Origin of the sequence: Nocardioides daeguensis (assembly GCF_019192965.1) — a bacterium.
Classification (GTDB): Bacteria; Actinomycetota; Actinomycetes; order Propionibacteriales; family Nocardioidaceae; genus Nocardioides; species Nocardioides daeguensis.
Map to the genome: position 1 here is coordinate 1 of NZ_JAHTKU010000026.1, position 11,674 is coordinate 11,674.

Genomic DNA, 11,674 nt, shown 5'->3' on the forward strand with positions numbered 1-11,674 from the left:
CGTTCGTCCTGAGCCAGGATCAAACTCTCCATAAGAAAATTCAAACCCAGCAACACGACCTGCTGACAAACTTGTCATCAGAATCATCATTGCCGAAAACACACATCCAACCATCAGACCATCAAAGGACGGCCCACATGATCGATGCACACAAACGTCACAACAATCTATGCATGACACACTGTTGAGTTCTCAAACATCACACGCTTCGAAGTTTCCTGCGACCGTGGGCCGCAGTTCTTCTTCGAGCTGATGCAGTCCGAAACCTTAGGGTCTGACTCCGGTCTGTGCCAAATCCGTGTGGACTTGCTTTTCTGACCGGCGTCCGAACCTGGGGTTCGAGACTTGGTGGTCGCGGGGCCGGAAGCCCTCCGGCTGACCGCCGTCTTGCTTCCCGCCGCACCCGGCGACAATGAGAACATTACGCACTCCCCCGCAGAAGCACAAATCGAAACGACGTGACCCGGGCCACAGGGTGCCGGGAGGGGCTCCCCGGGCCCTGAAAACAGCTCGTGGGCGGCCCCCGGAGGGACCGCCCACGAGGGGGGATGTGGGCCGGCTCAGCGCACCCGCACGCCGGCGAACCGCTTCTTGCCGCGCCGCAGCACCAGCCACGAGGAGGCGATCAGGTCAGCGGCCACGGGCACCTGCTCCGGGTCGTCGACCCGCACGTTGTTGAGGTAGGCCCCGCCCTCCGCGATGGTGCGCCGCGCCTCGCCCTTGGACTTCGCCAGCCCGGTCAGGGTCAGCAGCTCGACGACGTCGGGGATCCCGGCGCTGCCGTCGACGTCGACGGTGCCGGCCTCACCGAGCGCGGCTTCGAGCGTCGTACCGGAGAGGAGGGTGACGTCGCCGCCGCCGAAGAGCGCCTCGGCCGCCGCCTTCGCATTCGCGGTCTCCGTCTCCCCGTGGACCAAGGTGGTGACCTCGTCGGCCAGCACCTTCTGGGCCTCACGCAGGAACGGCTTCTCCGCGTGGCGTGCCTCGAGCGCCTCGATCTCCTCGCGCGGGAGGAAGGTGAAGACGCGCAGCAGCTCACCGACCTTCTCGTCCTCGACGTTGAGCCAGAACTGGTGGAAGGCGTACGGCGGCATCATCTCCGCGTCCAGCCAGAGCGCGCCGCCCTCGGTCTTGCCGTACTTGGTGCCGTCGGCCTTGGTGATGAGCGGTGTCGCGAAGGCATGCGCGGTGGCCCCCTCGGCTCGGCGGATCAGCTCCACCCCGCCGGTGAGGTTGCCCCACTGGTCGGAGCCACCGAACTGGAGGGTGACGCCACGCTCCCGGTGGAGGGTCAAGAAGTCCATCGACTGCAGCAGAACGTAGGAGAACTCGGTGTAGCTGATGCCGGACTCGAGCCGACGCCGCACGGTCTCGCGGGCGAGCATCCGGTTGACCGGGAAGTGCTTGCCGATGTCGCGCAGGAAGTCGATGACCGACAGGCCCTCGGTCCAGTCGTGGTTGTTGACCATGGTCGCCGCGTTCTCACCCTCGAAGGAGAGGAACGGCTCGATCTGGCTGCGCACGCGCGCGGTCCACTCCTGGACGGTGTCCAGGGAGTTGAGCGTGCGCTCCCCCGAGTCCCGCGGGTCGCCGATCATGCCGGTCGCACCACCGACGAGCGCGAACGGCGTGTGGCCGGCACGCTGGAGGCGCATCGCGGTGACGATCTGGACCAGGTTGCCCATGTGGAGGCTCGGCGCGGTCGGGTCGAAGCCCACATAGAACCGGACGCTCCCCTCGCTCAGCGCTGTGCGCAGCGCGTCGCGATCGGTGGACTCGGCCAGCAGGCCGCGCCACTCGAGGTCGTCCAGAAGCGTGGTGTCGACGGACACGTCGGTCCTCTCTCTCGTCGTGAGCGGGGATGGTCCCCGGACCAAGGGTGCCCCATGGGTGAGCGGTCGGCCCACTGGGTTCGCCTCGGCGGACGCGGGTACGTTGCGAGGGCGATGACCAACCAACGGGTAGCGGGGCGCTACACCCTCCAGCACGAGATCGGCCGCGGTGCGCACGGCGCCGTGTGGGCGGCGTACGACGAGGTGCTCGGCCGCACCGTCGCGCTCAAGCGGCTCGGGAGGGCGTCCGGTCCGGGCATCGACGCGGCGCGGGCCGAGCGCGAGGCCCGGCTCGCCGCGCAGCTCGGCCACCCGAACGTGGTGGCCGTCTACGACCTCGTGACCGACGACGGCGACACCTGGCTGGTGATGGAGAAGGTCGACGGCCAGGCGCTGTCGGCCGTCGTGCGGGACGCACCGCTCTCGCCCGACGACGCCGCGCGGCTGCTGGCGCCGGTGGCCGACGCGCTCGCGCACGCACACGGGCTCGGCATCGTGCACCGCGACGTCAAGCCCTCGAACATCCTCGCGGGACCCGAGGGCGCGAAGCTGACCGACTTCGGCATCGCCCGGGGCTCCGGCGACGCGACGCTGACCCGCACCGGCCTCGTGACCGGGTCCCCTGCCTACCTGGCTCCGGAGGTCGCGGTCGGCGGGCAGGCGACGCCGGCGAGCGACGTGTGGTCGCTGGGCGCCACGCTCGTGCACCTGCTGACCGGGCGGCCGCCGTACCACCGTGACGACCTGGACAACGCTCCTCTGGCGGTGGTCTACCGGATCGCGCACGAGGACCCGCCCGTCGTGGCGGGCGCGGGGTGGCTCGCACCGCTGCTCGCAACGACGATGGCCAAGGACCCGCAGGCCCGGCCCACGATGGCCGAGGTGCGCGACCAGCTGGCCCGGACCGCCCACGCTGCGGAGCACACGATGGCGCTGCCGGCCGTTCCGGCCATCCGGCGGACGAGCCGCGTCGCCGCGGCGGCCGTTGCGGCGCTGGTGCTCGCGCTGCTGGTCGTGGCCGTCCTGGCGCTCCGGCCCGACGGCGACCGCACACCCACGACCCGAGACACACCGAGCTCGTCGGGTGGGCCGACCGGGGCGACCGGACCCACCACGTCGCCCGCCACGCCGACGGCCGCCGAGCTGGAGGAGTTCGCACGCACGTATGTCGCGACGGCGAGCAGCGACCCGGACCGCGGGCTCGCGATGCTGACGCCGGCGTACCAGGCGAAGAGCCCGGACTACGCGTCGTTCTGGGGGAAGGTGAAGAACCCCGAGATCGTGGACCTGTCGGCCGATCCCGCCCGGATGAGCGTGACCTACCGCTACTCCTACGTCCTCCAGGGACAGGGACGTCGCCGGGAATGGGTAACCCTCTTCCTCGTCGACCAGGGCGGCAACCTGCTGATCGACAACGCCTCGGCTGGGTAGCGTGCCTGTCGTGACCGGGTACGGCGTGCTGTCAGCGGACGACGCGGCCCGGCTGCTCCTGCCGGTGGCCGAGTCCGTGGCCGCGGTCCACGCCCCCGCCGGCGGGCACGGCGCCATCTCGCCGGCCGCGATCGAGGTGGACGCCCACGGGCGGGCGCTCCTGCTCGACCGCGCCCGGGTCGCACCGGACCCCGCCTTCACCGCGCCCGGTGCGCCCGACGACGTCTGGTCGCTCGCGGCGGTGCTGCTGCACGCCACCACGGGCGAGCCGCCCGCACCGGGCGGCACGCCGGTCGTCCCGCGGACGACCGGCTGGCTCGCGCCCCTCATCGAGCTCGGGCTGCGCCCCGACGCCCGCGACCGACCCTCGGCGGCCGAGGTCGCCGACTACCTGCGGGCCCGGGTGGCGCCGGCGTCCGGGGGCCGCCGGTTCCCCATCGCGGGACTCGTGGCGGCAGGCGCGGCGGTGGTCGCGGTGCTCGGGATCGTGGGAGCGGCGCTGCTGTTCACGGGCGGCGGCGAGGAGGACCCGCCGCCGCGGACCAAGGCGTCGGAGGCGACGAGTCGCGGGGAGGACGTGCCGACCGCCGCCGTTCCCTCGGCCGGGCCGACACCGCCGACGGCAGCCGAACTGGAGGACTTCGCCCGCGACTACGTCGCCACCGCCAGCGGCGACCCGGCGCTGGGGATCACCTGGCTGACCCGGGCCTACCAGCAGCGCAGCCCGCGGTACCGCCAGGTCTGGGCGTCGATCCGCGACCCCCGGATCCTGTCGGTCAGCGGCGACCCGACGGCGATGCAGGTCCGCTACACCTACCGCTACCGGCTGCCCGGCGGCGGCTCCCGCACCGAGGACATCACCCTCTTCCTCGTGCAGGACGGCAGCCGGCTGCTCATCGCCGACGCAGTCGCGCGGTAGCGGGTACTGCTGCCGCATGGGCGCCATCCGGGTCGGCACGTCGGGGTGGTCCTACGCGTCGTGGCGCGGCGACTTCTACCCGAAGGGGCTGGTGCAGCGGCGTGAGCTCGCCTACCTGGCCGAGCGGCTCTCGACCGTCGAGGTGAACGGCTCGTTCTACTCCCTGCAGCGGCCCTCGACGTACCGCAGGTGGCGCGACGAGACCCCCGACGACTTCGTGCTGGCCGTCAAGGGCAGCCGATTCATCACCCACCTCAAGCGACTGCGCGACGTCGAGGACGGACTAGCCAGGTTCTTCGGCTCCGGCGTCCTCGAGCTGGGGGCGAAGCTCGGCCCCGTGCTGTGGCAGCTGCCGGCCTCCCTGTCGTACGACGCCGCGCTGATGGGCTCGTTCTACCGGCTCCTCCCCCGGGGAGTGCGGCACGTCGTCGAGTTCCGCCACCGCAGCTTCTGCGTGGACGAGGCGTTCGAGCAGATGCGTGAGCACGGGATCGGCTGCGTCGTCTCCGACTCCCCCGGCCGCTGGCCGATGGCCGAGGTGGTCACCAGCGACGTCGTGCACGTGCGGCTGCACGGGCACACCGAGCTGTACGCCAGCGGGTACGCGCCGCGCTCGCTCGACCGGTGGGCGAGCAAGTGCCGACGGTGGTCGGAGCAGGCGGACGTCTTCGTCTACTTCGACAACGACGCCCGGGGCCGCGCACCCCACGACGCCGTGGCGCTGCGCCAGCGGCTCGACGGGTGACATGCTCGACGCATGGCTGAGAACCCCGCCCCGCTGGAGCCCCTCGACGAGACCTGGGAGCGGGCGCTGTGCGTCGTCGCGCACCCCGACGACATGGAGTTCGGAGCAGCGGCCGCGGTCGCGCGCTGGACCGGCCAGGGCAAGAGCGTCGTCTACTGCATGGTGACCAGCGGCGAAGCCGGCATCGACGGGCTCGACCCGGACGCGTGCCGCGCGGTGCGCGAGGCTGAGCAGGTCCGCTCCGCCGAGGTCGTCGGGGTCGACGTCGTCGACTTCCTGCGCCAGCCCGACGGCGTCCTCGAGTACGGCGTCGCGCTGCGCAGCGTGATCGCCGCCGAGGTCCGCCGGCACCGCCCCGACATCGTGATCACCGGCAACTTCCGCGACACCTGGGGCGGGCGCAACCTCAACCAGGCCGACCACATCGCGGTCGGCCGGGCGGTCGTGGACGCCGTACGGGACGCCGGGAACCGGTGGGTCTTCGCCGACCAGCTCGGCGGCTCCGACGGGCTCGAGCCCTGGGGCGGCGTGCGCGAGGTCTGGGCCTTCGGCTCCCCCGAGGCGACACACGCCGTCGACACGACCGCCACCTTCGACGCCGGCGTCGAGTCGCTCGAGGCGCACGCGGCCTACATCGACGGGCTGGGCTGGGAGGACTGGGACCCGCGGGAGTTCCTCGAGGGGATGGCCCGGGCCGCCGGGTCGCGGCTGGGCGTGGCGCTCGCCGCGCCGTTCGAGGTGTTCCCCATGGGTTGGGGCGAGTAGCGCGGAGTAGGCCGGGTGGGGCTCGAACCCACGACCCAAGGATTATGAGTCCTCTGCTCTGACCGACTGAGCTACCGGCCCGCGCGGCTCACCCTAGTGCGGCGCGCCCGCCCAACGGCGGTGGGTCGAGCAGCGAGGCGAGGCGTACGGCGGGCGCGGAGCCGAACTCGACCCGTTCGTCGTGGGTCATCGTGGCGACGCAGCGGCGCCAGGACTCGACGCGCGCCAGGCGGCCGAGCTGGAGCGCGGCGGGGAGGGCGGCGCGCAGGTCGGCGAGCGGGGCGAGGTCGGACCACGTCTCGAGGGCGGCGTCGGCGATCCGCCACAGGAGCGGGTCGTCGGCGGGGAGGTCGAGGCTGCGGCGGGCCATGGCGAGGGGGACGTACAGGCTGGCGAGCGGGTCGCCCACGACGGCGTCGCCGTAGTCGAAGGAGCGGAGCCCGCCGTCGGGGGCGAGCACGAGGTTCTCGGCGTGCAGGTCGTTGTGGAGCAGTGTCAGCGGCAGGCCGAGGTCCTCGACCTGGTCCGCCCACCGCTCGACGGCCGGGAGGAGGGCCTCGAGCAGGACGGCGACCTCGGGCGCCAGGCGACGAGGGTCGTCGGGGGCGAGGGCGGCGAGGCGGCCGACCGCGTTGGCGACGTACGTCGTGGCGTCGACGGGAGCGAGCACGGTGAGGTGGAGGGCGCGGGCCTCGGGCACGAGGCGGCGCTGGAGGTCCGCCGCGTCGACGGCGATCCGGGTCCACGTGGCCAGATCGGTCCGCCCACGCTCGCGGAGGGTGGGGCCGAGGTCGGCGGTGAGCAGCAGGTCGCGGTCGCCGTCGGCGGCGAGGACCGGGACGACGCGGTCCGGGGCGACCTGCGCCAGCCGGGCCATCAGCCGCGCCTCGTGGGCCTGGCCCGGACAGTTCTGCTTGGCGTACGACGACCGGCCGGCCGCCGTGACCCGCCACACTGCCGACCAGGGTCGGTGGGCGACCACCTCGAGCCGCTCGGGGACCCCCGCCGCTGCGGTCACGAACGCACCCAGATCGGCGCGGAACTCCTCCGTCGCCCACACCGCGCTCGTCCAGGTGCTCGTGCTCACCCCTGCAGCGTCGCCCCGCGGGGGCCGGTCGCGCTACCGGTTTCCTCCGGGTCCCGTCGGCATACCCGGCCGAACCTAGGCGTGGGCGATCTGGGGTGCGAGGTGCACGGTGATCCGGGTGTCGCCGGGCACGCTGTGCAGGGTGACGGATCCGCCGTGGGCGCTGACGATGGCCTGCACGAGGGCCAGGCCGAGGCCGATCCCGTCGGAGCGGTGCCGCGAGGCGTCACCGCGGGTGAACCGCTCGAAGGCGGTGTCGAACAGGTCGGGTGGGAAGCCGGGACCGTCGTCGTGGACGTCGAAGCCGTCGGCCCGGACGGTCACGGTGACGGTCGTCCCCGCAGGCGTGTACTTGCGGGCGTTGGCCAGCAGGTTGGTGACCACCTGGTGCAGGCGGTGCTCGTCGCCGATCGTCTCGACGGGCTCGCCGTCCGCGGGCAGCACGATCCGCCAGCGGTGGTCGGGGGCGACCACCCGGGCGTCGTCGACAGCCTCGAGCAGCAGCCGGGTCAGGTCGACGGGCTCGGCCGCGAGCGGGCGCCCGGCGTCGATCCGGGCGAGCAGGAGAAGGTCCTCGACCAGGGCCGTCATCCGGGCCGCCTCCTCCTCGACCTTGGCCAGCGCCAGGGCCGCCGTGTCGGGATCGCCCTGCCGCCGGGCGAGCTCGGTGTAGCCGGCGATCGTGGTCAACGGGGTGCGCAGCTCGTGCGACGCGTCGGCGACGAACTGGCGGACCTGCTGCTCGCTGCGGTGGCGCGCGGACAGCGAGGACTCGACGTGCTCGAGGAGCTGGTTGAGGGCCAGGCCGACCTGCCCCGCCTCGGTGCGCGGGTCGGTCAACCGCGCCGGGACCCGCTCGGTGAGGCCGATGTCTCCTTCGGCCAGCGGCAGCGCGGCGACTGCGTGCGCCGTGGCGGCGACCTCGGTGAGGGGACGCAGCTGGCGTCGTACGACGGCGGTGCCGGCCAGCGCCGCGGCGACGATGCCGAGCAGGGCCAGCACCACCTCGAGGCGGACGAGGGACGCGGTGGCCTCGTCGACGTCCTCGGTGGGCAGCCCGACCACCGTCGTGACGCCGTCGCGCTCCTCGTGGCTGCGCAGGACCCGGTAGCTGCCCAGGCCCGGGAGATCGACGGTGGCGGGGTCGCGGCCGACGTCGACAAGACGGCGGAGCACGGCGGGTCCGAGGCCCCGTGGCTGGGGCCCGTCGTCGGAGTAGGTCACGACGTATCCCTGCTGCGCGTCACCGGCGAACGCCGCCCGCAGGGTGCCCTCGCCACCGAAGGCGTCCGGGGGCGGCGCCCCGGCGGGCCCGCGGGTCAGGGAGGCGACGTCGCGGTCGAGCCGGTTGGTCAGCCAGGCGTGCATGCCGAGGGTGGTGACCGTCCCGACCAGGAGCGAGACCACCGCGACCAGCGTGACCGCGGTGACGACGAGCCGCGCGGCGAGCGAGTGCGGCCACAGGCGACCCACCAGCCGGTCCATCACCCGGCCGGCTTCAGCACGTAGCCCGCGCCCCGCATGGTGTGGATCATCGGGTCACGGCCGGCGTCGATCTTCTTGCGCAGGTAGGAGATGTAGAGCTCGACGACATTGGCCTGGCCGCCGAAGTCGTAGTTCCAGACCCGGTCGAGGATCTGCGCCTTGCTGAGCACCCGGCGCGGGTTGCGCATCAGGTAGCGCAGCAGCTCGAACTCGGTCGCGGTCAGCGCGATCTCCTCGCCGCCCCGGGTGACCTCGCGGCTGTCCTCGTCGAGGACCAGGTCACCGACGACCAGCGTGGAGCGGCTCTGCTCGACGGCGGTGCCCGCTCGTCGTACCAGCGCCCGGAGGCGGGCGACCAGCTCCTCGAGGGAGAACGGCTTGGTCACGTAGTCGTCGCCGCCGGCGGTGAGGCCGGCGACGCGGTCCTCCACGGCGTCGCGGGCGGTCAGGAAGAGGACCGGTACGGACGGGGCGTCGGCCCGGATCCGGCGCAGCACCTCCATGCCATCGTAGTCGGGCAGCATCATGTCGAGGACCACGACGTCCGGCCCGTGGCTGCGGACCGCGCTGACCGCCTCGCCACCGGTATGGGCGGTCTCGACGGCCCAACCCTCGTAGCGCAGCGCCATCGCGACCAGCTCGGCGATGTTGACCTCGTCGTCGACGACGAGGGCACGCAGCGGGGTGCCGTCGGGGCGGGTCGCGGTCTCGGTCATGGCACCAGACTGTGCCAGCAACCTGTGCGGATCCTGTGGATCCGTTGTGCGGATCCTGCGGCTCTTCACGGGCTGCACACAGGCTCAGCACAGGCTGCGGGACGAGCGTGGAGCCATGAGCCAGCCCGACGACCCGACCCCCGACACCCCCAGCTCCGCCGACCCCGGCGCCCAGCCGGCGGCCGAGACGCCGACCGCGCCACCGGCGCCACCCGCACCGCCCGTGCCCCCGGCCGCGGCGCCGGTGCTGAAGACCCGGTGGCGCGACCGCGCCTTCACCCTGCGCTCGATGGTCGCGGTCGGCCTGGCCGGCCTGGTCCTGGGTGCCGGCGCGGGGGTGGGCACCGCGCTGGTCGCGAGCCACGACGACAGCCCCGACTTCCGCCACCAGCGGATGGGCCCCGGCGGTCCGGGCGGCGGCTTCCCCCGCTGGGAGGGCCGCGACGGACAGGACGGGCCGCCGCCCGGCTGGGGGCAGATGCCGCCCGGGAGCGGTCCCCAGCAACAGCCGGAGGCCCCGCAGGACGGCGCCTCCGGCGGCACCTCGGGGAGCTGAGCCCCAACCGAACCGGGAGCCCCGCGATTCCGCTCCGCATGCGCTTGACAGCGTGAGCCGGTGGTCCGCAGTGCCCTGCCGAGGGGCCGTCAGTGGTGGCTCGAGTGGTCCCCGGGCGGGCTCTGGTCGCTCGGGACCGGCGACGGTGGGGCGTCGTCCACCCCGGAGATCGCGGGGCCGATCACGAAGGCCGACACGGCGAACAGGGCGGTGAACACGGCGACGGCGATCGCCGGCGCCCAGGGAGTGCCGAACCGCCGGTGCAGGCGCAGCAGCATCGGCATCGAGAGCAGCAGACCGACGGCGTAGAACAACAGGTTGCCCGATGTTCCCGTGATCAGCGCCGCGCCGGCCAGGAGGCCGATGTGGTGCAGCACGTGGGGGGCGATGCCGAGCGCGACGCCGACGGCGGCTCCGACGCCGTCGCGGACCGTGCGGACACCGCTCCGGGGCCTCGGCTCGTCGGGGACCAGAGGCTGGTCGCCCAGCCGCCGTCCGTGGTGGGTGCGCAGGCTCATCTCGACCTCACGTCCGGTAGGAGAGGACGACCTAGAGCGACCTTGACGAACCAGACCGGGGTCGTTGATTCAAATCTCTTCGGCCCTGCGGTCACAGTCGCAGTTGCGCGCTGCGGAGGTGGGGTCCAAGCGCCACGGCGCGCGGCGTAGTCATAGCAGATACTGCTATAGTTGCAATGTGGCCAGCCGGAGCGAGGTTCTGCGAACGGTGATGCTCGAGACGGGCACCACCCAGTCCAGCCTGTCCCGGCTCAGCGGCGTGCGTCAGCCGAGCATCAGTGGCTTCCTGTCAGAGAAGGTCGAGATGAGCGACGACCAGCTCGACCGACTTCTGTGCTGCATGGGATTCCGGCTCGAGGTCGTGCGACGCCCTGTGGTTCCCGAGCTGAACCGCTCAGAGCGCCGTTCCTGGAGGCTGCACCGGCAGCTCTCGATCATGCTGACTCGCGAGACCCTCGACGAGTGGCGCCCGACCCTCGACCTCAACCTTGACCGGCTCAGCGAGCGGGTGACCGGCCAACCGCATGAACGCAACCTGGAGCGCTGGCGGGAACTCGTCGAGCGAGGCGATCTCCTTGGGCTACACCGGTTGCTGACTGGGCTCGACCGCGACTCCATCGAGATGCGCGAGGTGTCCCCTATGTCAGGTCTGCTCACCCAGGAGCAGCGCCGCCAGGTCCTCGAGCAGGTCAGCTGATGCGCCGCGACCAGCTCGAACACGCCATCCGAACGGCCTGTCAGATCATCGAGCAGCCCGAGATCATCATCGTCGGATCGCAGGCCATCCTCGGCACCTACGACGAGTCACAGCTGCCGCCGGCGGCGACGATGTCGATAGAGGTTGACGTCCTGCCCATCGCCGACGACAACGACGAGACGGCGCGGCTGGCTGACCTCATCGAGGGCGTCGCAGGCGAGTTCTCACCATTCGAGGAGCTCCACGGCTTCTGCATCGATGGCGTCGACCTCACCACGGCCGTCCTTCCCGACGGTTGGCGCGAGCGCTTGGTCAAGGTGCAGAACGCGAACACCGCCGCACCGTCCGGCACGCCGAGATTCACTGGATGGTGCCTCGCCAAGGAAGACCTCTGCGTCGCGAAGCTCTGCGCCTTCCGCGAGAAGGACCTCAACTTCGTCAGTGCGCTGCTCGACGCAGGGCTCGCAGACCCGACGATCATCGCGAACCGGCTCCCGACCGTGCCGCCCACCCACATCGCAGCGACACAGCGTGCACTCACCTGGATTGCATCTCGGCGCTGATCAACGGATGTCCTTCGGAGTTTCTGGCCTGTTTCTAGGCACCGCAGCGCCTGCGCCCAAGTCATTGGGCGCACCGCAGTTGGTCGCACAGAACACGTTTCCGCAGGTCAGGGGCCTTCGCGCACGCGGACGGCAGACTCGAAGTGAACAATCCGCGCGGTCACCCGGCTCGAAATGCAGAGAGCCTCTGATCCGCGTTTCCGCAGGCCAGAGGCCCTCTTCCGGCTCCCCCGATTGGACTCGAACCAATAACCCTGCGATTAACAGTCGCATGCTCTGCCAGTTGAGCTACGGGGGAAAGCTGCTCTCCACCCGCCGGGTGGAAGCGGGGAAACACTAGCAAGGACACGGCCGTCGTCC

The 11,674-nt window shown here is 71.9% G+C and carries 12 protein-coding genes and 2 tRNA genes; 7 read left to right on the forward strand and 7 right to left on the reverse strand.

The genetic code is table 11. The features are described from left to right. Positions 1 to 560 precede the first annotated feature (560 nt). Positions 561 to 1,832, reverse strand: a complete 1,272-nt coding sequence (tyrS, locus tag KU893_RS20790) for a tyrosine--tRNA ligase (RefSeq protein ID WP_218236362.1) — start codon at positions 1,830 to 1,832, stop codon at positions 561 to 563. Positions 1,833 to 1,946: 114 nt separating this feature from the next. Between tyrS and KU893_RS20795 the strand changes: the two genes are divergently transcribed. From KU893_RS20795 to KU893_RS20810, 4 genes are read left to right on the forward strand one after another with little or no spacing between them, the layout of a single operon-like run. Beyond that, positions 1,947 to 3,263, forward strand: coding sequence for a serine/threonine-protein kinase (locus KU893_RS20795; protein ID WP_218236364.1), 1,317 nt, complete (start codon positions 1,947 to 1,949; stop codon positions 3,261 to 3,263). 1 nt (position 3,264) lies between these two features. Beyond that, a complete protein-coding gene (locus KU893_RS20800) occupies positions 3,265 to 4,182 on the forward strand; it encodes a protein kinase family protein (RefSeq protein WP_218236366.1) in 918 nt (305 codons plus the stop codon). 16 nt (positions 4,183 to 4,198) lie between these two features. Continuing rightward, on the forward strand, positions 4,199 to 4,927 hold the full coding sequence (locus KU893_RS20805; RefSeq protein WP_218236368.1) for a DUF72 domain-containing protein: 729 nt from the start codon (positions 4,199 to 4,201) through the stop codon (positions 4,925 to 4,927). 12 nt (positions 4,928 to 4,939) lie between these two features. Then, on the forward strand, positions 4,940 to 5,692 hold the full coding sequence (locus KU893_RS20810; protein WP_218236370.1) for a PIG-L deacetylase family protein: 753 nt from the start codon (positions 4,940 to 4,942) through the stop codon (positions 5,690 to 5,692). A 7-nt stretch (positions 5,693 to 5,699) separates the two neighbouring features. Here the strand turns inward: KU893_RS20810 and KU893_RS20815 are convergent. The 4 genes from KU893_RS20815 to KU893_RS20830 all read right to left on the reverse strand — a co-directional run bounded on the left by KU893_RS20815 (position 5,700) and on the right by KU893_RS20830 (position 8,980). After that, a tRNA-Ile gene (locus tag KU893_RS20815) sits at positions 5,700 to 5,773 on the reverse strand. Positions 5,774 to 5,780: 7 nt separating this feature from the next. Further along, positions 5,781 to 6,779, reverse strand: coding sequence for a phosphotransferase (locus KU893_RS20820; RefSeq protein WP_218236372.1), 999 nt, complete (start codon positions 6,777 to 6,779; stop codon positions 5,781 to 5,783). Between the two features lie 75 nt (positions 6,780 to 6,854). Beyond that, entirely contained in the window at positions 6,855 to 8,264 is a 1,410-nt protein-coding gene (locus KU893_RS20825) for a sensor histidine kinase (RefSeq protein ID WP_218236375.1), read from the reverse strand. Continuing rightward, a complete protein-coding gene (locus KU893_RS20830; RefSeq protein ID WP_218236377.1) occupies positions 8,264 to 8,980 on the reverse strand; it encodes a response regulator transcription factor in 717 nt (238 codons plus the stop codon). The genes KU893_RS20825 and KU893_RS20830 overlap by 1 nt, the downstream gene beginning before the upstream one ends. Positions 8,981 to 9,095: 115 nt before the next feature. Between KU893_RS20830 and KU893_RS20835 the strand changes: the two genes are divergently transcribed. After that, entirely contained in the window at positions 9,096 to 9,536 is a 441-nt protein-coding gene (locus KU893_RS20835) for a hypothetical protein (RefSeq protein ID WP_218236379.1), read from the forward strand. Between the two features lie 89 nt (positions 9,537 to 9,625). On the opposite strand, the gene KU893_RS20840 is transcribed toward KU893_RS20835, so the two are convergent. Further along, positions 9,626 to 10,054: a hypothetical protein gene (locus KU893_RS20840; RefSeq protein WP_218236381.1), complete on the reverse strand. Its 429-nt coding sequence runs from the start codon at positions 10,052 to 10,054 to the stop codon at positions 9,626 to 9,628. Positions 10,055 to 10,232: 178 nt separating this feature from the next. On the opposite strand from KU893_RS20840, the gene KU893_RS20845 reads away from it, so the two are divergent. Both KU893_RS20845 and KU893_RS20850 read left to right on the forward strand, forming a co-directional pair. Beyond that, the gene (locus tag KU893_RS20845) at positions 10,233 to 10,751 is read left to right on the forward strand and encodes a helix-turn-helix transcriptional regulator (RefSeq protein WP_257441568.1); all 519 of its coding nucleotides are present in this window, start codon (positions 10,233 to 10,235) and stop codon (positions 10,749 to 10,751) included. Continuing rightward, positions 10,751 to 11,314 (forward strand): DUF6036 family nucleotidyltransferase, encoded by a 564-nt coding sequence (locus KU893_RS20850; protein ID WP_218236383.1) that lies wholly within the window; start codon positions 10,751 to 10,753, stop codon positions 11,312 to 11,314. The genes KU893_RS20845 and KU893_RS20850 overlap by 1 nt, the downstream gene beginning before the upstream one ends. A 225-nt stretch (positions 11,315 to 11,539) precedes the next feature. Here the strand turns inward: KU893_RS20850 and KU893_RS20855 are convergent. Continuing rightward, positions 11,540 to 11,612: transfer RNA gene (locus tag KU893_RS20855), tRNA-Asn, on the reverse strand. Positions 11,613 to 11,674 lie beyond the last annotated feature (62 nt).